Origin of the sequence: Exiguobacterium sp. s149 (assembly GCF_018618395.1) — a bacterium.
GTDB classification, from domain to species: domain Bacteria; phylum Bacillota; class Bacilli; order Exiguobacteriales; family Exiguobacteriaceae; genus Exiguobacterium; species Exiguobacterium chiriqhucha.
Genome location: NZ_JACSLZ010000014.1, coordinates 19,001 through 38,347, shown reverse-complemented (window position 1 = coordinate 38,347; position 19,347 = coordinate 19,001). Strand labels below are relative to the sequence as shown.

At 53.9% G+C, this 19,347-nt stretch carries 24 protein-coding genes; 4 read left to right on the top strand and 20 right to left on the bottom strand.

What is annotated here, in order from left to right; translation table 11 throughout:
• Nucleotides 1-34: 34 nt before the first annotated feature.
• The 7 genes from KNP81_RS14155 to rnz are packed head-to-tail and all read right to left on the bottom strand — an operon-like array spanning nucleotide 35 to nucleotide 4,689.
• Nucleotides 35-355, bottom strand: a complete 321-nt coding sequence (locus KNP81_RS14155; protein ID WP_214720394.1) for a hypothetical protein — start codon at nucleotides 353-355, stop codon at nucleotides 35-37.
• 34 nt (nucleotides 356-389) lie between these two features.
• Nucleotides 390-935, bottom strand: a complete 546-nt coding sequence (locus tag KNP81_RS14150) for a hypothetical protein (protein WP_214720393.1) — start codon at nucleotides 933-935, stop codon at nucleotides 390-392.
• Entirely contained in the window at nucleotides 908-1,870 is a 963-nt protein-coding gene (locus tag KNP81_RS14145; protein ID WP_214720392.1) for an ATP-binding cassette domain-containing protein, read from the bottom strand. Before KNP81_RS14145 ends, KNP81_RS14150 begins: the two co-directional genes overlap by 28 nt.
• Complete coding sequence (locus tag KNP81_RS14140) at nucleotides 1,839-2,507, bottom strand: hypothetical protein (RefSeq protein WP_214720391.1); 669 nt, start codon at nucleotides 2,505-2,507, stop codon at nucleotides 1,839-1,841. Before KNP81_RS14140 ends, KNP81_RS14145 begins: the two co-directional genes overlap by 32 nt.
• Nucleotides 2,485-2,895, bottom strand: a complete 411-nt coding sequence (locus tag KNP81_RS14135) for a DUF4430 domain-containing protein (protein ID WP_021067668.1) — start codon at nucleotides 2,893-2,895, stop codon at nucleotides 2,485-2,487. The genes KNP81_RS14140 and KNP81_RS14135 overlap by 23 nt, the downstream gene beginning before the upstream one ends.
• Nucleotides 2,892-3,782, bottom strand: coding sequence for a hypothetical protein (locus tag KNP81_RS14130; RefSeq protein ID WP_214720390.1), 891 nt, complete (start codon nucleotides 3,780-3,782; stop codon nucleotides 2,892-2,894). Before KNP81_RS14130 ends, KNP81_RS14135 begins: the two co-directional genes overlap by 4 nt.
• 1 nt (nucleotide 3,783) lies before the next feature.
• A complete protein-coding gene (gene rnz / locus KNP81_RS14125) occupies nucleotides 3,784-4,689 on the bottom strand; it encodes a ribonuclease Z (protein WP_214720389.1) in 906 nt (301 codons plus the stop codon).
• A 75-nt stretch (nucleotides 4,690-4,764) separates the two neighbouring features.
• On the opposite strand from rnz, the gene KNP81_RS14120 reads away from it, so the two are divergent.
• Nucleotides 4,765-4,938, top strand: coding sequence for a hypothetical protein (locus KNP81_RS14120; RefSeq protein ID WP_021067671.1), 174 nt, complete (start codon nucleotides 4,765-4,767; stop codon nucleotides 4,936-4,938).
• Nucleotides 4,939-4,982: 44 nt separating this feature from the next.
• On the opposite strand, the gene KNP81_RS14115 is transcribed toward KNP81_RS14120, so the two are convergent.
• Together KNP81_RS14115 and KNP81_RS14110 are read right to left on the bottom strand one after the other, a co-directional pair.
• Nucleotides 4,983-6,113 carry a M20/M25/M40 family metallo-hydrolase gene (locus tag KNP81_RS14115; protein WP_029595289.1) on the bottom strand — a complete coding sequence of 377 codons (1,131 nt, stop codon included), beginning with the start codon at nucleotides 6,111-6,113 and terminating at the stop codon, nucleotides 4,983-4,985.
• 179 nt (nucleotides 6,114-6,292) lie between these two features.
• Complete coding sequence (locus tag KNP81_RS14110) at nucleotides 6,293-7,282, bottom strand: aromatic acid exporter family protein (protein ID WP_214720388.1); 990 nt, start codon at nucleotides 7,280-7,282, stop codon at nucleotides 6,293-6,295.
• 67 nt (nucleotides 7,283-7,349) lie between these two features.
• Here KNP81_RS14110 and KNP81_RS14105 point away from each other — a divergent pair, with 67 nt between their 5' ends.
• Nucleotides 7,350-8,429 (top strand): N-acetylglucosaminidase, encoded by a 1,080-nt coding sequence (locus tag KNP81_RS14105; protein ID WP_353048097.1) that lies wholly within the window; start codon nucleotides 7,350-7,352, stop codon nucleotides 8,427-8,429.
• A gap of 94 nt (nucleotides 8,430-8,523) precedes the next feature.
• Nucleotides 8,524-9,288: a 2,4-dienoyl-CoA reductase gene (fadH, locus tag KNP81_RS14100; RefSeq protein WP_214720386.1), complete on the top strand. Its 765-nt coding sequence runs from the start codon at nucleotides 8,524-8,526 to the stop codon at nucleotides 9,286-9,288.
• A gap of 32 nt (nucleotides 9,289-9,320) precedes the next feature.
• Here fadH and KNP81_RS14095 read toward each other — a convergent pair whose 3' ends face one another.
• From KNP81_RS14095 to KNP81_RS14060, 8 genes are all read right to left on the bottom strand, one after another.
• Entirely contained in the window at nucleotides 9,321-9,908 is a 588-nt protein-coding gene (locus KNP81_RS14095; protein WP_214720385.1) for an HD domain-containing protein, read from the bottom strand.
• Entirely contained in the window at nucleotides 9,908-10,582 is a 675-nt protein-coding gene (locus KNP81_RS14090) for a metal-dependent hydrolase (protein WP_214720384.1), read from the bottom strand. The genes KNP81_RS14095 and KNP81_RS14090 overlap by 1 nt, the downstream gene beginning before the upstream one ends.
• Before the next feature lie 39 nt (nucleotides 10,583-10,621).
• Nucleotides 10,622-11,344 (bottom strand): amino acid ABC transporter ATP-binding protein, encoded by a 723-nt coding sequence (locus tag KNP81_RS14085; RefSeq protein WP_214720383.1) that lies wholly within the window; start codon nucleotides 11,342-11,344, stop codon nucleotides 10,622-10,624.
• On the bottom strand, nucleotides 11,341-12,000 hold the full coding sequence (locus KNP81_RS14080) for an amino acid ABC transporter permease (protein ID WP_021067679.1): 660 nt from the start codon (nucleotides 11,998-12,000) through the stop codon (nucleotides 11,341-11,343). Before KNP81_RS14080 ends, KNP81_RS14085 begins: the two co-directional genes overlap by 4 nt.
• A gap of 56 nt (nucleotides 12,001-12,056) precedes the next feature.
• Nucleotides 12,057-12,845 (bottom strand): transporter substrate-binding domain-containing protein, encoded by a 789-nt coding sequence (locus tag KNP81_RS14075; protein ID WP_029595285.1) that lies wholly within the window; start codon nucleotides 12,843-12,845, stop codon nucleotides 12,057-12,059.
• A 183-nt stretch (nucleotides 12,846-13,028) separates the two neighbouring features.
• Nucleotides 13,029-13,370: a DUF952 domain-containing protein gene (locus tag KNP81_RS14070; RefSeq protein ID WP_021067681.1), complete on the bottom strand. Its 342-nt coding sequence runs from the start codon at nucleotides 13,368-13,370 to the stop codon at nucleotides 13,029-13,031.
• A gap of 55 nt (nucleotides 13,371-13,425) precedes the next feature.
• Nucleotides 13,426-13,854 (bottom strand): BrxA/BrxB family bacilliredoxin, encoded by a 429-nt coding sequence (locus KNP81_RS14065; RefSeq protein ID WP_214720382.1) that lies wholly within the window; start codon nucleotides 13,852-13,854, stop codon nucleotides 13,426-13,428.
• 34 nt (nucleotides 13,855-13,888) lie between these two features.
• Nucleotides 13,889-15,073, bottom strand: a complete 1,185-nt coding sequence (locus KNP81_RS14060) for a class I SAM-dependent methyltransferase (protein ID WP_353048096.1) — start codon at nucleotides 15,071-15,073, stop codon at nucleotides 13,889-13,891.
• Between the two features lie 99 nt (nucleotides 15,074-15,172).
• On the opposite strand from KNP81_RS14060, the gene KNP81_RS14055 reads away from it, so the two are divergent.
• On the top strand, nucleotides 15,173-15,949 hold the full coding sequence (locus KNP81_RS14055; RefSeq protein WP_021067684.1) for a sporulation protein: 777 nt from the start codon (nucleotides 15,173-15,175) through the stop codon (nucleotides 15,947-15,949).
• An 81-nt stretch (nucleotides 15,950-16,030) separates the two neighbouring features.
• Here KNP81_RS14055 and KNP81_RS14050 read toward each other — a convergent pair whose 3' ends face one another.
• The 3 genes from KNP81_RS14050 to KNP81_RS14040 are packed head-to-tail and all read right to left on the bottom strand — an operon-like array spanning nucleotide 16,031 to nucleotide 19,337.
• Nucleotides 16,031-17,350: a dihydrolipoamide acetyltransferase family protein gene (locus KNP81_RS14050; RefSeq protein ID WP_214720380.1), complete on the bottom strand. Its 1,320-nt coding sequence runs from the start codon at nucleotides 17,348-17,350 to the stop codon at nucleotides 16,031-16,033.
• Nucleotides 17,351-17,361: 11 nt separating this feature from the next.
• Nucleotides 17,362-18,339 (bottom strand): alpha-ketoacid dehydrogenase subunit beta, encoded by a 978-nt coding sequence (locus KNP81_RS14045; RefSeq protein ID WP_029595281.1) that lies wholly within the window; start codon nucleotides 18,337-18,339, stop codon nucleotides 17,362-17,364.
• Nucleotides 18,339-19,337, bottom strand: coding sequence for a thiamine pyrophosphate-dependent dehydrogenase E1 component subunit alpha (locus KNP81_RS14040; RefSeq protein ID WP_214720401.1), 999 nt, complete (start codon nucleotides 19,335-19,337; stop codon nucleotides 18,339-18,341). The genes KNP81_RS14045 and KNP81_RS14040 overlap by 1 nt, the downstream gene beginning before the upstream one ends.
• Nucleotides 19,338-19,347 lie beyond the last annotated feature (10 nt).

Below are 19,347 nucleotides of genomic sequence, written 5' to 3'. Positions count from 1 at the left end.
TTGTGGGGCCTCCTCCTTGCGTGATGACATTTACTTAAGACTTTGATAGCTGAATCATGCGCCGGATGAGTGACACGCCCGGGATACAGACCATCAGTGCCGTCGCAACGACGACCGACCAAGCCAACGCGCTTTCGAGCGTGAGCGTTCGTTCCGTCAGCCCGCCAAGGACGCTTCCGCCTCGGACGGATAAGACGATCATGAGTGCCGGCCAGACGCTAGCCCCGAGGATGCTGAGCATCCCGTAGCGCGTCCGTAAGAACCGACGTGACATCAACAATAGATTGAGTCCCATAAACAACAGTCCGATGAAAAGAAACCAACCGATTTCAACCAGATTGACGTATCCGCTCATGCACGTGTCACCTCACTCGGTGTGATATCCTTTTTTACCCGACTTCCCGCACAAATATGCGAACGAATAGATCGTGCAACAAGACGAGGAAGACGGCGTTCCCGATGCCGTGGGCCGCATCGAACGGCAGACTGAGTACGAGCAGCTTGACGAAGTCGGCTCCGATGACCTCCGCGAACGATAGATTGGCCGTCCAGCCATAGAGAAAACCGCTCAAGAGACCGACGCCAGCAAGTAGCCAGCGCGAGCGTCGGAGCAACGGTTTGAGCAGGATGACCACGAGTACGACGAGGAGCCATCCTAAAAATTGAAACAAGACGAACGGTCCGAGCCCGAGCAACAGTCCCGATAAAATCGGGACGAACAGCGCCAGCATGGCGGCGCTCGTGAACCCGAAATACAAGGCCGTCAACATGAGCAACGCCGTCGACGGTTGCACGTTCGGGATGGCCACGAACAGCCAGCGTCCGATGACAGCCAGGGTGAGAATCTGGGTCAAAACGGCGATTGGGAGATCCGTCCGCTCAAATCTTGACATGACTCCCGCCGCAATCAACAGGATGACGACGTATGTGACCATAGCGCACTCCGTTCCGTATACTCGGCTACAGTTCCATCAAAGACGAGTGTGCCGTTCGACAGGCACACGATTCGATCCGCCGCCTGAATCAATCGTTCGTCATGGGTCGCACATAAAATATGTGCCGTCGCGGCTTTCTCGATTAACGCCCGTTCAAACTGAGCTCGCTCTTGCTCGGTCAAGCCGACGCTCGGCTCGTCCAGTAAGAACAGCGAGGCTTCGGATGCGAAGACGGCTTGCAGTTGGGCGACGCGACGATTCTTTGCATGCGGGAACGGGCCATACTCTTGTTCAGCCGGTAAATAGACCGGCCGTTCGGTCCATTTGACCTTCCCATACAACGGTCGGACGCTTTTGGCGATCAATTCGAGCAATGTCGATTTGCCGCTCCCGTTCGTCCCGATGCAGATGGTCAGTCCCGCTCGCTTCGCCTCATACGATACATGCTCGACCGCATAGGACGCCTGCAACGGATGACGATAAGACACGTCCGTGACGACGAGCCGGGGCTCGTTCACGGTCGGATTGACGTGGAATGCGCCGGACGGGGTATGTTCGCGCGTCCTGTCCGTGTAAGCGACCCGAACACCGAGTGCGGTCAGCCTACTGAGTAACATCGTCAAATGCTCGACCCGAAACCGATCCAAATGTCGGAACGGCTCAATCAAGACGAGTGCCTCGGATGAATCCGCGAGCGCGTGCGCGATTCGAACAAGTTGCCGTTCCCCGCTCGAGCATTCGTCGAATCGTTTATGGAACAGGTGATCGATTTGAAGAATGGCTGCCAGCTCGGCTCCGCGCAGGGCGTCACTCCCAGAAATGAGCGACGCGACCTTCCCAGCGAGCGGGGTATCGAGGTGGACGACTCGCGCATGTTCCGCCTCTACCCATTGCTCCAATTCCTCATGTCCGTCTGCCAAGGATAACCAACGCATCTCGTACCCCTCCCTTCGTCAAATATGGATATAGAAGCCAAACAACCGGTGTGACCAGCAACGCTAGCGACCCGAATCCAGCAAGGACGAGACATTGAATCCAATCATGTTTTTCAAAGCGTCGCATCCGATTCGTCACATACACCGGCTCGAGGCGTTGACTGTCGATGCCGACGACGACCGCCTCTTGCCAGTCACGTCGCGGATGACTCGCCAACGATAGACGGACCGCCCGTTCCATCGTCGGGACGAGCGCCCAACCGCCGTACAGCAACCTTGTCGAACGAGGCCATTTGTTCAAGAACGGCAATAAACGCTCGAGGCGCATGAATCGATTGACCCAAATCATACCGAACAAAAAAGTCGCGAGTGGAATCAATTGATTTGTGACACCACCGACCGAAATCCTCCAACCGAGAACGAACGGGGCAAGTGAAATCAATAAGAACGCGAGGATAACACCGAGCATCGCCAGTGGAAACCGTCGTTCCATCAGTAACAAACCGAACAGACCAAGGAGGAGCCAAATCGAGTCATTCAAGTATGTCAACACGTACAAATGGACGAGTAAGAAGAAAAGGAGCGTGACCGGATGTCTGCGCTCCCAATCTGCCTCATTCGAAGAAAGAAATCGCATCTTCTTCGAACCGCCATTGAATGATGTCGGTCGATTCGACTTCTTTGGCTCCGGCGCCTTCATCGCCCGGGCTACCATTGAAGGCGTAAACCCAGCCTGAGGATTGTCCGGCCGACTTCTCTTCAATTCCGTCAACGGCCGTGACATAAGTCATGTCTCCGTCGCCGACCGATTCAATGTCAAGCTCGGTCGCTTCAAGGGCATCGAGTACCGTCGCCCCTTCTTCTAAGCACACACTCTTCTCATTGAACAGCGTCTCTTCGGTCGCCGCATTGTAAACAGAAATCGTCGGCTCGACATCACAAGCCGCTTCCTCGGTCGATGTCGTATCCCCTCCGCATGCGGTCAAAAGCGGGACTAGTAAACTCATCAGAAGCAATTTTTTCATAAATCAGTCAAATCCTCTCGTTGATGGATAGAGTAGTTGTATAGAATCGTGTATTTCTCACCCGTCGTCCGCCCTTGCTGGCTCAATCCCGACAATTGAATGCTGTTGGCGAGCACCGGCTCGCGTTGCAACCAGAACTTGACGAGGCGATTATCCCGATTGATCATGAGCATCGACTCATTCTCGAACGTGTACATATCGTACAGCCCATCGAATGAGAACTGGAGGAACGGGGCATCGACTTGGGTCGTGAATTCAGACCAGGCCGGTTTCCGGATCGCGTCGAGCATATGTTCAAAGTCGACGAGTTTCTCGAAGAACGCACTTCCCGAGTCCTTATTCAGTTCATCGACTTGACGATACGTCAGCTCGCCCGATTCGTCGTAGTTGATTCGAATCTGTTGATACGAATTTGCGCGTTCGACCATGAGCAAATATTCGAGCGAACGGAGTTCACCGTCCTCGCTGAAAATCATTTTGCTTCGGTCGAGTTTGATGGACTCACTGTTGATCCGGCGCAGAATGTTGTCCGTCATCTCGTCAAACGTCTCGTCTTTAATCGACACCGTTCCAATCTGTTGTGACTCGGCCCGGAATTCGGATTGATCAAAGAGCGGGACGAACAACAGGACGATGAAGAAAAAGAACCCGACGAGCGCCCCGTACCATTTATAGCGGCTATTGCGTTTCGGGAAGAATAAGAACGACATCAGGAATCCGATTGGAATATGAAAGCCACCAATCGGGAATGAAACGATCCCGAGCAATGAAAAAAATAAAAATTTGATAAGAAAGTTTGGTTCCGGTTCTTTCAGTTGATTTAAGCGTAAACCTAGCAACGTACTGATGACGAAAAAGACTAGCCATACGTATAGTTGTACTGTCACGTTAATCCCCCACTGTAAACTCGAAGAAGTCAGTCGCTACATGGCTATCTGGAAACACGGTGCGTACTTCATCCACAAACGCCTCGTCTCGACCTTGATAGCGGGCCGAGATATGCGTGACAATCAAACGGCCGACTTGCGCCGTTTTTGCGAGCGTTGCCGCCTCGACTGTCGTCGAGTGGCCGTATTGACGGGCGAGTTTCGCCTCTGCTTGCATGAACGTCGCTTCATGAACGAGCACGTCGACGCCAGTGGCGAGGATGGCTGCGTTCGGACAAGGGACCGTATCGCCTAGAATCGCCACGACCGGTCCTGGGACCGCGTCAGTGACGTATTCTTTAGAGGCGTACGTTTTCCCTTCAAACTCGAACGTGTCAGACTGCTTGATCGTCCGATAAATCGGTCCGCTCGGGATGCCGAGCGCCTTCACTTTTTCGACGAGCAATGCGCCCGGTCGTTCCGGCGCTTCGATGCGGAATCCATAAGACGGAAAGCGATGGTCAAGCCGTCTGACCGTGACGATGTGCCCGTCCTGTTCGAACGTATCGCCGTCCTCGTACTCGACAATCGTCAAGTCATAGCCGAGATAAGAACCGGTTACTTTCATCGTCAACTCGAGCCATTTCTTGATGCCTTTCGGTCCATACAAGGTGAGCGGGCTCGACCCGTCGAGCGCCGAGCGCGTCGACAGAAACCCGGGCAGACCGAAGACGTGATCTCCGTGAAGGTGTGTCACCCAGACGGCGGAGACTTTGCGCGGCTTGACTTTCGTATGCAACATTTGGTGCTGGGTCGCCTCGCCACAATCGATAAGCCACGTCTGTTTCGCAAGCGTAAGTGCCAACCCCGAGACGTTCCGTTGTTTTGACGGCATACCGGATCCAGTTCCTAAAAATTGTAACTTCATAAATAATATTGTCCTTTCTTGTCGTCCATTCCATGCTATACTGTAGGCAATCGTTGAAAAAGGATGTGATCCGTGATGAAGAAAGTTGAACATTCCGACTCAATCTATCAACAGATCCGGGAACGGGCGACTTCAATGAATCGCAAACACCAACAAGAATTAGGCACCTCAATCCTCATTCACGACATAGCGATGGAACTTCACTGTTCAGACGAACTCGTTTTAGAATCGTTGGAGTTCGCCGCATAATAGCTCGAACACATAGGAAGAGCCGACATCACGTCGGCTCTTTTTCATTTCGTTTTAGGTGTCGCGACGAGCTCGACAATTTGAACGACATATTCAACCAACTTGTACAGTTCGACGAGTGGCATACGCTCGTTCGTCGTATGAATTTCTTCATATCCGACAGCAAGGTTGACGGTCGGAATCCCACCGCCGGCAATCACGTTGGCGTCAGAACCGCCGCCCGAATGCAAGATTCGAATTGGACGGCCAATCGCTGTCGCGGCTGCTTTCGCCACTTCGACGACTTCGTCCCCTTCTTCGAACTTAAAGCCTGGGTACATGATGTCGATGTCGACTTCCGCACGTCCGCCATGTTCTTCAGCTGCGTCAAGATACGCTTGTTTCATCGCTTCGGCTTGTGCTTCCATTTTTTCATGAATCAATGAACGCGCCTCGGCGAGGACTTCGACGTAGTCGCAGACGATGTTCGTGGCACGGCCGCCTTCGAAGCGTCCGATGTTTGCCGTCGTCTCATCATCGATGCGGCCTAATTTCATCTTCGCGATTGCTTTCGCCGCGATTTGAATCGCCGATACACCTTTTTCCGGGGCTACACCGGCATGAGCCGTCTTGCCATAGATTTTGGCGTTCACTTTCGCCTGAGTCGGTGCTGCGACGATAATGTCGCCGACCGGGCCATCCGAATCGAGCGCGAATCCGAACTTCGCATCAATTTTCGAAAGATCGAGCACTTTTGCCCCGACGAGCCCAGATTCTTCTCCGACTGTAATCACGAACTGGATTTGACCGTGTGGAATCGCTTGTTCCGTCAACACGCGAACGAGTTCGATCATCGCCGTCAATCCGGTTTTATCATCCGCCCCGAGGATGGTCGTCCCATCCGTCACGACGTAACCGTCTTGAATACTCGTCTTGATCCCTTTACCTGGTGTGACCGTATCCATATGCGCCGTGAAATAAATCGGGTCGACGCCTTGTTTAGTCGCCGGTAGCGTAATAATCAAGTTGTTACCTGAATGAGCCGTTTTTGTCGACGCATCGTCTTCATAGACGTCGCATCCGAGCTCTGTGAAGACCGCCTTTAAATGCTCGCAGATGACTGCTTCTTCTTTCGTCTCTGAGTCGATCCCGACCAGTTGTAAAAATGTGTCAAGCACTCGTTTCTCGTTTACCATGAAAACATCCCTCCATCCAAACATTTCTAGGTTATTATAACAAACTCGTGCCGTTTGCACGAACCTTTTCCATTCTGTACAATGAGGACAAACACATTTGGAGGAACGTCATGAGTAAGAAACAGAAAAAGCGTCAACGCATTATTCAAATCGGTGTCGTCGTCATCGTATCCATCTTTTTATTGAGCACGTTTTTGTCCGGGGTGGCCATGTTCCTGTAACAGAAGGATATACCGCTCTTTTAAAATCAAGTAGCTTTTCACGTCCGACAAAATATTTAATAGCGATGAACGTACCTCAAATTCCTCACGCGACGTGGGGAGGGGTACGTTTTTTCGATAATGCTCAATCGTCTCTTCGAGCTCCCGCAGGAACGTCGAAGCGTCGGCCCGTTGATTGACGTTGTCGCCGACGCGTCGGAGGAACGTCGCGACAGGTTTGGCTTCATTGACGACCATCGTGATCTCCCGGGAGTTCTCGGCGATGCGCTTCAAGATGTCATACTGCCGTTCTCGCATCCGAAAGTACAGGTAATCCATGTCTTCGTTCCGCTTCCCAATCGAGTTCCCCATGCGACGGAGCGCAAGGTCTTTCCCTTGTTTCAAATAATCCCGTGTCTTCAAGAGCATCATCGAATGGTTGTTATAGACGCCCGTCTCGACACAGGCGGCCACATCATAAAAGTGAACGGCGAGAGCCCGGTCGATATTGTCCTTGATGCGCTCGATCTCTTTATCGAGTGTCGGCATATACATGTTGACGACGAGTCCTACCCCGACACCGATGGCAATCAATAACAACTCGTTCACGAACAAATCGAACGAGAACTGCCCTTCCGTATATAGATGGGTCAAGATGACGACACTCGTGATCATGCCGTCCTGCAGTTTGAGCTGTTGAACGAGCGGGATGAACATGACAAAATAAAGTGTGAGCGTCGCCGGTGAATAACCGAGCAAGGTGAACATCAATGCCCCCATGCCAATCGCAATCAGGCTGGCCATGACCCGCTCATAGGATGCCCGAAACGACTTTTTCCGTGTCTCCTGAATACTGAGGATGGCGATGATGGCTGCGAAGACGTAGTAATCGAGATGAATCGTCTCGGAGATGAGCATGGCGATCCCGGCTGCTGCCGCCGTCTTAAGCGTACGTGATCCGATTTTCATAATATCTCCTCCTCTCTCACAAAATTGTTCACTAGTTTCTTCCGTTTGGCAATCCATATGTTTGGAAGTGATCGTATTGAAAAGAAAAAAACGTGGCGTGATTCCCACGATGCTAACGCTCGCCCTCGCCGTTTTAGGTTTCCTTTGGCTCCAAGACCGTCCGAGCGGGTCGTATACCGTTCAGACCTATGACAGCGGGGACGTCTCGACCCGATCATTTGAGTCACTCGACGAGGCGCGGGCCTATATGGAACGTGGGGGCAACCGTGCCCTGCTCGATGCGTCAGGCGACGTCATCGACTTCATTGGCACTGGCATCGCCGTCACACCGACCGACCGAATCACAAACCTCTATCAGGACGCCGAGTTTAAGAAACGGCAGTCGTATGTCGCCGGCGGGACCCGACTCCGTCTCGTGCAGACGGCCGACAAGCATTTGTTGGTGAACATTTCCGGCGCCGACGTCTACGTGAAGCCGGCCGACATGACGCTTTATCCGGACGCTGTCGTCGAGCGTCGCGGCTTCTATCAAATGCGGGACGGGCAAGTGTTCCATACCGTCGAGGCGAACGGCAACTTGGCCGGGACGTTCCTCGTCGGACCGGCGCCGCAACAGTCGTCCGACCGCTATTATACGGAGGACGTGCGCGACGTGTTCGATTCGCCATACCAGTTCGCTTCGATCGCGTCGAAGGCACCGAATTCGGCTCGCGAGCTCGACGCATTTCTCGGTACACTCGACGACAGCCCGCTCGCCGGTAAAGGCGACGCCTTCAAAGATGCCGAGGCAGAGTTCGGCATTAACGCCTTGTTCCTCATGGCCGTCGCCGGACACGAGTCCGGGTTCGGTACATCAGCCATCGCCCGGGAAAAGAATAACTTGTTCGGCTTCCAGGCGACCGACAACGATCCGAGCGGAAATGCTGCCTCCTATCCATCTGTCGAGGCGAGCATCGACGCAGCGGCTCGACTATTCGCCGAAAAGTACGTGACGGGCGCCTATGACCGGGGGCCGTTCCCTGGCAATAAACAAGAAGGCGTCAACGTCAATTACGCCTCAGACCCGTATTGGGGCGAAAAAGTCGCCGGGACGATGTATCGCATCGACCGTGAACTCGGATTGACCTATTTAGAGCAGCTGAAGTGATGGCCCAACGGCCGTCACTTTTTTTTGCAGGAATCGCCCCTTCGCTGAGCGAATACATAAACTGAACGACCATTCATTACAAAGGGGGATTTGTATGAAAACGATTTGGATCACAGGTGGCTCATCGGGGATGGGCAAGGCGATGGCGTTAAAATTCAAAACCGAGGGCTGGAACGTCGCCATCAGCGGTCGCAACGAGGAGCGGCTACAAGAGGCGATGGGCGAACTGGAGGCCATCGGGGCCGGAGCAGCGATGGCCGTGCAACACGATGTGCGTGACTATGAGGCGTGTGCCGTGGCTCTCGATCAAATCATTGAACGGTTCGGTCCAGTGCACACGCTCGTCAACAACGCGGCCGGCAACTTCGTCTGCCCGACACTCGACTTGACGCCGAACGGATGGACGAGCGTCATCGACATCGTCTTGAACGGGACGTTCAACTGCACCCACGTGCTCGGCAAGCATTGGGAACGGGAGCAACTGCGTGACGGCTCCATCATCAACATGGTCGCGTCGTATGCCTGGCAAGCGGGCGCCGGTGTCGCACCGAGCGCGTCCGCCAAGGCTGGCGTGCTCAATTTGACGCGAACACTCGCCGTCGAATGGGGATATCAGTTCGGGGCGCGCGTCAACGCGATTAGCCCGGGTCCGATTGAGCGGACAGGTGGAGCCGACAAACTCGCCGTCCACGTCAAAGAGGTCGAACGTATCCGCCGCAATGTGCCGCTCGGCCGGTTCGGGACACCGGAAGAGATTGCCGACCTCGCCTATTGGATGGCGTCGGACGAGATGCGCTATTTGAACGGGGAATGCATTTCCCTCGACGGTGGCCATTGGCTGAATAAACATCCGTTCTAACCAAAAAACGGCCGAGGGATTCCTCGGCCGTTTCATATGTCTTGCCCTGTCCATTCCGCTTCGAACCGGTCTAAAAAAGTAACCATGAATGCATGGCGTTCCCGGGCGATTCGTCTCGCCCGTTTCGTATGCATCTGATTCGCGAGCCGGAGCAACTTCTCCTCGAAATGAGCGATCGCGCTTTTCGGGTCACCCTCGCCTTGGAGGCTATTGCCTCGTGCGCCGGCAAATTGGAACGTCCGGGCGATGCCGATTGCCCCAATCGCGTCGAGCCGGTCGGCGTCTTGCAGTATCGCGCTCTCACGTGACGACGGGGACCGTCCTTTTGAAAAGGACGACTCTTCAATCATCCTCAGGACGTGTGCCCGTTGTTCGGGGTCGATCGGTAACGTGTCAAGGTGACGTGCGACGAGACCTTTGTCACGTCCGAGCTTCTCATCCTCGACATCATGCAAGAGCGCCGCGAGCGTCAAAGCGAGACCGTCGACCGCTTCGCCTTCCGCGAGATGCATCGCCAAACGGCGGACGCGGTCGAGATGAGCCATGTCATGCCCAGTATGGTCTCCGGCATGGAGCTTTGTCACGTACCGCTCGGTCTCGAGCACCGCTGGATGACTCATCAAATCTCGATTGTCGTGTTCGGTTCAATCAAGAGACCGCGTTGATGCAATTGATCGCAGAACGCCCGCGCGTCTTGTTTGATGGGCGGGAACGTATTGAAATGGATCGGCACGACTCGTTTCGCTTGGAGCCAGTGCGCCGCATCGAGGGCATCGACCGGTCCCATTGTAAAGTTGTCTCCGATTGGGAGGAAGGCGACGTCGATCTCGAAGCGCTCGCCATACAGTTTCATATCCGAAAATAGTGCCGTGTCCCCTGCGTGATACACCGTGAGCGCGTTCGTCTCAATGATGAATCCGCCCGGCATCCCCATGTAGACCGGAACGTCGCCCATGTCGAGGCTCGAGCTATGAAACGCCTGCGTCATCGTGACTCGGCCGAACGCGAACGAATGGCCGCCCCCGATGTTCATGCCGTGGACCGAGAAGCCCTTCTTCTCATAATATGTCGCCAATTCGTGCGTCGCGACGATCGTCGCGCCCGTCTGTTTCGCAATCAATTCGACGTCTTCGATATGGTCGAAATGAGCGTGGGTGAGCAGGATGTAGTCTGCTTTGACGCTCGCCGGGTCGACATCCGTATGCGGATTGCTCGTCAGGAACGGGTCGATTAAGACGGACGTCCCGTCGATATCGAGTTGTACGGTCGCATGGCCATAGTAGGTAATCTTCATAGAAATCCTCCTTTTCTGGTGTCAGATGGATCGTTTCAGTTATAAGACTTTTTCTAAGAAACGTTTTGCGCGGTCGGTCTGCGGGTTAAGGAGCAAGTCGGCCGGTTTGCCTTCTTCCATCAAGATGCCTTCGTCGAGGAAGAGGACGCGGTCAGCCACTTCACGGGCGAAGCCCATCTCGTGCGTGACGACGACCATCGTCATCCCAGTCTCGGCAAGCCCTTTCATGACGTCGAGCACTTCGTTGACCATCTCTGGATCGAGCGCTGACGTCGGCTCATCGAACAACATGACGTTCGGCTCCATGGCGAGCGCCCGGGCGATGGCGACACGTTGTTTCTGACCACCCGACAGTTGGCTCGGGTAGGCGTCGATTTTCTCGGATAATCCGACGCGTTCGAGGAGCTTTTTCGCCCGTTCGATCGCCTCGGCCTTGCTCACTTTCAACACGTTGATTGGTGCGTACGTCAAATTGTCAAGCACATTCATATGCGGGAACAAGTTGAACTGTTGGAACACCATCCCGATGTTTTGACGTGCCTTCGAGACGTTCGCCCCTTTTTTCGTGAGCTCATAGCCGTCGACGCTGACCGTTCCAGACGTCGGTACCTCGAGCATGTTCAAGCAACGGAGGAACGTCGATTTCCCCGAACCGGAAGGACCGATGACGGCGACGACTTCCCCTTTCTCAATCGATGTCGTAATGCCTTTGAGGACCTCGAGGTCGCCAAATTGTTTGTATAAATCTTTTACTTCTATCATCTGCCATCACTCTTTCTTAGCCGTTTTTCTAGACGTTGACCAAGATACGTCAACACCATCACTATTGTAAAGTATATCACACCGGCAAACAGGAGCGGTTCAAAGTAGATCGCCTTTTGCCCACCGACGATTTGCGCCCGGCGCATGATGTCGAGCACACCGACCGTCGAGACGAGCGCCGATTCTTTCGTGAGCGTGATCATCTCGTTGACGAGGGCCGGCAAGATGTTTTTGAATGCCTGCGGCAAGATGATCGACCGCAGTTGTTTGACGTACGGTACGCCGAGGGCATCCGACGCTTCCCACTGGCCTTTATCGACCGCTTGAATCCCGGCCCGAATGATTTCCGAGATATAGGCCGCCGAGTTGAGTGAGAACGCGATGACGGCCGACTGGTACGGCGTCGTGATATAACCGGTCAATTGTGGCAACCCGAAGTGGATGATCGCGAGTTGCAAGATGAGCGGTGTCCCGCGGAACACGGCCGTGTAGGCGTGTCCGATGAAGTTGACGAGACGGTTCGGGACGATTTTGAATGTGGCGACGACGACGCCAAGCGTTATCCCGAACAAGGCCGAGACGAGCACGACTTGGAACATGACCGGGATCCCTTCGAGAATATACGGGATAGAATCATAAATCCGACTAAAATCCATTGTGAGTTCCTCCTAAAAAAGGCTGACTGATGCTTTCAGTCAGCCTTCTACAATCTTTATTCAGCTGGTGCAGCTTCTTGTTCGAACCATTTTTGAGCCAACTTCTCGATCTCTCCTGAGTCGATCATCTTGTTCAACTCTTCATTGAACTGATCACGTAGCTCGTCGTCCTTACGGAAGGCAGCGGCTGAACCGGCCTCTTCCTCGTCGACGATTTCAAACGTCGTGAGTTCGCTGTCTTGATCGAGATATTTCTTCGCGACCGTGTCCTCGATGACCATCGCATCGATGCGGCCGGTCTTGATTTCTTGGATGATCTCTGGAATCTTGTTCAAGGCGACGATTTCAGCACCCGGGATTTGCTCTTTGGCAATTCCTTCTTGAATCGATCCGAGTTGGACCCCGACTTGTTTCCCGTCCAAGTCCTCAAGCGACTGAATGGCATCCCCTTTTGACAAAATCAAGTTCTTCGCCGTGAAGTAGATGTCTGAGAAATCGGCGTTCTCTTTCCGTTCTTCTGTCGGTGTCATACCCGCCATGACGAAATCGACACGACCGGCGTTGAGCGCCCCGAGCAGGCTCCCGAAGTCCATGTCTTCAATTTTCAATTCGTAGCCCATGTTCTCGGCCACTTGCTTGGCGATATCGATATCGAATCCGACAATCTCATCCCCGTTCGCCGTATCGACGAATTCATATGGGAAGTAGTCCGCACTCGTCCCCATGACGATGACTTTGTCATCTTCATCGGTCGACGTCGAACCTCCTTCGTTCACGTCTGCCCCACAGGCTACAGTAAAAGCGGCTAGGCTTGCGATACATAATGCTAGAAAACCTTTTTTCATGTTCATCGTCCCTTTCTTCAATAGGATGAAATTATCAGAACTTTAAAAAAATTATGACATATATGCGAATGTTGCTCAACTGTTCTCTGACTCATCATATGTCCGACTTGTTCTTCAACCACTATATACACATAATTATTACTTGTAAAGTATATTCATGCATAAAATCTAAAAAAAATACGGTCACATTCGCTCGTAAGCAAAATAAGTGACCGTACCATTGTCCCGAGAGCCGTAGGGTTGCACTCGTTTGACCGAAGCGATGGGAATGGCGCTATACACGTGGGGATAGCGTTCCCCGTCCTCGTCAAACTCATAGTGGAGCAGGCTGCCAAGACGTCCGACATGGAACGAGACAAGCACGACTCGCTCCCCATGATAATGTCGACGCACGAATTTCCCGATCTGTTGCGGGGTGCAACAACGAATGTACCCTTCCGTTTGGAGGGTCGGCTCGTTGATCTCGCCGCGCGACAAAGCAATCGTATATTCGGCCTCGCTCATGATTTTGACGACTGGTTCCATCTCATCGATCCCTTCTTAAGAAAAAGCGCAAAGGCAATGCCTCTGCGCTCACTTCTTAGGCGTAGTAAATATCGAACAACGTCTGTAACTGCTCGACGAGCTCTTCGGCCGTCGATGACTCGATTGTGCTCCGTTCGACCATCGTGACGATATTGCCGTCTTCTAACAGCGCGATCGATGGTGACGACGGGGCGTAACCTTCGAAGTATTCTCGAGCGCGGTCAGTCGCTTCACGGTCTTGACCCGCGAACACAGTCACGAACTGGTCCGGTTTGACGCCATCCATCTTATTCACGTACGCTGCTGCCGGACGAGCGATGCCACCGGCACAGCCACATACCGAGTTGACGAGCACGAGCGTCTTGCCCTCTTTCGTTAACGCCGCGTCGACTTCTTCCGGTGTCGTGAGTTCAGTGTACCCTGCAGAGCGTACCTCATTGCGAGCTTGTTCGACTACATCTTGAAAGTATAATTGAAAATCCATATTGTTTCCCCTTTCGACTTGCGTCTGTTCTTTCTTATTTTACGTCTAGTGGATCGGTTAGGACAAGTCTATCGCTCAATTGTCCTTCGAGGAACGGTGTCGCGTTCAACAGCGTCTTGAAGGCCACATAGCGGGCCCGCGCTTCAGCGGTCGCTTCCCGGTTCGTCAAATAGGCCCGGATGAGGATGTTCTTCGGCGTGTGCTCCATATCGATGAACTCGAGGAGTTGCGCCTCATAGCCGACGAGTCCAAGTAATTCGGCCCGAATCGAATCGGTGGCGAGCGCCGCGAACCGTTCTTTGACGAGTCCATGCTGCAACATGACGTCAAGGCTCGGTGCCTCAAGTTGACGGTTCAATTCTTTTTGACAACACGGCACGCTCAAGATGACTTTCGCCCCCCAACGCACGGCCCGAGCGAGCGCCATATCTGTCGCAACGTCGCACGCATGAAGCGTGACGACCATATCGACCGCCGTCTCCCCTTCGAACTCATTGATGTCACCGACGAGGAATTCGAGACGTTCATAACCGAGGTCGCTCGCAATCCCGGCACATTCCTCGATGACTTCCTTCTTCAAATCGAGTCCAGTGATATGGACGTCATAACCTTTCATCTCATGCAAGAAATGATAGAGGGCGAACGTCAAATACGACTTTCCTGAGCCGAAATCGAGAATCCGGATGGTCCGGTCGGTCGGTAAATGTTTGATCGAGTCTTCGATAAATTCGAGGAAACGGTTGATTTGCTTGAACTTGTCGTACTTTTGGCGCTTTACTTTTCCATCCTCGGACTGGACGCCGAGTCGGATGAGGAACGGTACCGGCTCATCGAGCGGCAACAGGTACTTCTTCTCCCGGTTATGACTCAGCTTCACTTGTTTGACGGCCGTCTCGCGCTCCTTGAACGTCACTTTGAACTTTTTAGACAGTTGAAAGTGGAACTCGGACGCCTTTAACTGGAACTGTCCTTGGCGGAACGTCTCGAGCAATTCATCGAGTTCGACGACCGCCTCGTCCGGTGTGAGATTTTTATGTTTCATCACCCGTTCAAATTGGTATTCGAATTGTATATGGTACTCGCCTTTCAACAGGACCGGCTTCAATTTGACCCGGCGTAAATCGTTCGACTTTTGACGCGGTTGACTGATTGTCGCTGTGACGAGCTCGTTCTGGCGAATCACATCAGCCAGCCGTTCGGTTAATGCTGTATATTCCACTGCGTTCATCCTTTTTTCAATAGTTTCGAAACTTTTGTTCACGTGTATTCGTACATACTATTACACGAACACGTGCAAACGTCAAAGGAGGATCATTGTATGTTTAAAAAGTTATTATCATCGATTGGAATCGGCGCCGCTACGGTGGATACGCGACTCGAAGAGAGTGCCTGTGTGCCAGGCGGGACACTGAATGGTGTCGTCCATATCAAGGGAGGCAGCACCGAGCAATCGGTCGACCGGATTTACATCTTCTTCAACACGCTCTATAAGCATGAGGTGAACGACAAGACGACGTATTCGACATTCACGATCGAGAAGATTTTGTTGAACGAAGCGCCGTTCATGATCGGTCCCGAAGAAGTGAAGGAAATCCCGTTCACAATTGACGTGCCGTTCAACACGCCGATTTCGGTCAGCCAATCGAAATCGTGGATCGAGACCGGTCTCGATATCGCCCAGGCCGTCGACCCGAAAGACGAGGACTCGATTCTCGTCAAACCGAACCAGGCCCAACAAGTCGTCCTCGACGTGCTCGACGACATCGGCTTCCGCTTGAAGAAGGCCGATACGGAGATGCTTCCGGCCCGCCATCGTTCCGGCCGTCTCCCGATTGCCCAAGAGCTCGAATACTCGCCGAACGGGACGAGCTACGGACGTAAACTCGATGAGCTCGAAGTCGTCATGCTCCAAACAGAATCGTCGTTAGACTTATTGATTCAAGTCGACAAGAGCGTCCACAATCTCGGCAGCCTGTTCGCCGACTTGACCGGGACCGACGAATCGACACACCGCCTCAGCTACACGAACGCCGAGCTCACTTCGCCCGAACGAATTCGCCGCGATATCGAAGCGTTGATTGAACGTTCCATCTGAACCATGTTGCCACGGACAATTCCGTGGCTTTTTTATTTTCCATATGAAAAATCCTGCCCTCGGTCGAAGGCAGGACGTGAATCAATAGAGCGTATACGTGTCTGGGTCGATGGACTCGAGCGACTGTTTGATCGCCTGCAAGAACTGACCGGCGACGAGACCGTCGAGGACACGGTGGTCGACCGACATGCACAAGTTGACCATGTCACGCGCCGCGAACATCCCGTTCACCCAAACTGGGCGCTTCACAATCGACTCGACCGACAAGATCGCCGCTTGCGGGTAATTCAGAATCGGTGCCGACTGAATCGAACCGAACGCACCCGTATTGTTGATCGTGAACGTGCCGCCCCGCATCTCGTCCGCTTTCAAGCGGTTGCCGCGGGCACGGGCCGCGACGTCTTGAAGTGCGACGGCGAGACCTTTGATGTTCTTCTCGTCCGCGTTCTTGATGACCGGGACGTAGAGGGCGTCGTTCGCCGCGACGGCGACCGACAGATGAATGTCTTGATGGACTTTGATGTGATCGCCCGCCCATTCCGAGTTCATCATCGGATGTTTTTTGAGCGCCTCGATCGCCGCTTTCATAAAGAACGGCATGAACGTCAGTTTGACACCTTCCCGTTTGAAGAACTCGTCTTTCAACTTGGCCCGAGCCGTGACGAGGTTTGTCACATCGACCTCGATCATGAGCCACGCATGCGGGGCCTCATGTTTCGAGCGGACCATGTTGTTCGCAATCGCTTGACGGACACCTGCCGTCGGAATGAGTTCGACTCGGTCCGACGACGCGCCGGTTGCTGCCACAGATGGTGACACGGAAGGTGCCGCGGCCGTCTCAGGTACGTCGAGCTTCGTTTGTGTCATCGTCTCTTGGACCGGCACTTGCGTCGCCGCTTCCGGCTTGACTGGACGGCCTTCCGATAAGTAACGGAGGACATCTTTGCGCGTGATGCGACCACCGAGGCCACTGCCGTCGAGTTCGTTCAAGTCAATCGCGTTCTCATTGGCGAGTCGGATGACGGCCGGCGAGAAACGGCCGTTATTCTGTTTTCGTGGCGCGGCCGACGCTACAGTGACCGCTTGCTTCGTCTCGACTGGGGCCGCTTCGACTTGTGCCGGTTCTGGTACCACTTCTGCTTTCGCTGGCGCCGAATCGGCACCTTCGACTTCCATGACGAGGACCGGTGTGCCGACGGCGACCGTGTCGCCTTCACTGATTAAAATCTGTTTCACGACACCGGCACTCGTCGCCGGAATCTCAGCGGTTACTTTATCGGTCATGACCTCGGCGAGCGGCTCATACTCCTCGACGCGGTCACCTGGTTTGACGAGAAACGTTGTGATCGTCCCCTCAGTGACACTTTCCCCGAGCTGTGGCATCTTAATTGTCTGTTCCATATGACCCCTCCTTAAAAGGCGGCGAGCTGACGTGCCCGCTCCGCGATTTTTTCAGGGGATACGATGAAGAACTTCTCCATCGGTGGTGCATACGGCATCGACGGAACGTCCGGTCCCGCCAAACGCTCGATTGGCGCATCGAGTTCGAACAGCGCTTTCTCCGCGATGATGGCCGCGACTTCCCCGATGATGCTGCCTTCCTTATTGTCCTCGGTGACGAGGAGCACTTTCCCGGTCTTCTTGACGGCTTCGACGATTCCCTCTTGATCGAGCGGATAGATCGTGCGCAAATCGAGGATGTGCGTGCTGATGCCTTCAGCTTCGAGCGTCTTCGCCGCTTCCTGGGCCATGTGGACGCAAAGACCGTACGTGATGATTGTGATATCGTCACCTTCCCGCTTGACGGCGGCCTTGCCGATTTCGACCGTATAGTCGTCGGTCGGAAGGTCGGCTTTCAAGAGGCGGTACGCCCGTTTATGTTCGAAGAAGAGGACCGGGTCGTTCGAACGGATGGCTGCTTTGAGCAACCCTTTCGCATCGACCGGGTCAGATGGGATGACGACTTTGAGTCCAGGCGTCGAGTTGAACATCGCCTCGACCGATTGGGAGTGATAGAGTGCGCCATGAATCCCGCCGCCGAACGGTGCACGGATGACCATCGGGCACGTCCAATCGTTATTTGAACGGTAGCGGATTTTTGCCGCTTCGGAGACGATTTGGTTGACCGCTGGCATGATGAAGTCGGCGAATTGCATTTCGGCGATCGGACGCATGCCATACATGGCCGCCCCGATCCCGACACCTGCGATTGCGCTCTCGGCGAGCGGTGCATCGATGACGCGGTCCTCGCCGTACTTCTCAATCAAGCCTTGCGTCGCGCGGAACACACCGCCTCGGACGCCGACATCTTCCCCGAGCACGAAGACGTTCTCATCGCGTTCCATTTCTTCATGGATCGCTTCATTGATCGCTTCAATAAACGTTTTCATCACATTTCCCCCTCGTACACATGGTCCATCGTCGATTCAGAAGACGCATATGGTGCCTTATCGGCGTAAGCAGTCGCCTCATTGACTTCACGATCGACGTTCGCCTCGATCTCTGCGAGTTCTTCCTCGGTCATGACGCCATCTTCAATCAAACGCTTCCGGAACAATTGATTCCCGTCACGATTCTTAAGGTCGGCCAACTCTTCGACCGAGCGATACGCTTTGTCATCGTCATCCGACGAGTGCGGTACGAGACGTTCGACTTCGGCTTCGATGAGCGTCGGGCCTTCGCCGCGAAGGGCGCGGGCACGGGCTTCTTTCACGGCGACATAAACAGCAATCGGATCTGTCCCATCGACCGTGACGCCTGGCATCCCGTAACCTTTGGCGCGGTCCGATACGCGCTCGCAAGCGAGTTGCTTCGAGAGCGGTACCGAGATGGCGTATTTGTTGTTCTCACAGAACAAAATCACAGGCAACTTATGCACGCCCGCGAAGTTTGCACCTTCGTGGAAGTCACCTTGGTTCGATGAGCCTTCTCCGAACGAGACGAACGTGACGAGTTCTTCTTTTTTTAGTTTGGCGGCGAGCGCCACACCGACCGCATGAGGCACTTGTGTCGTCACCGGAGACGAGCCCGTCACGATGCGGTGCTGTTTCGAACCGAAATGGCCCGGCATTTGACGACCGCCCGAGTTCGGGTCTTCCGCCTTGGCGAACGCCGACAACATCAAATCGCGAGCCGTCTGTCCGAAGTGGAGGACAACGGCGACATCGCGGTAATACGGAAGAATGTAGTCCGTTCCTTTTTCAAGCGCGAACGCCGCCCCGACTTGGGCCGCCTCTTGTCCTTGACACGAGACGACGAACGGGATTTTTCCGGCACGGTTCAATTTCCACATGCGCTCATCGATTTTACGGGCGCGGACCATCGTCTCGTACATCGCACCGAGGTCTTGTTTCGTCAATCCTAGTTCCTCATATGAATTCACAGTCATCTGTTCCATT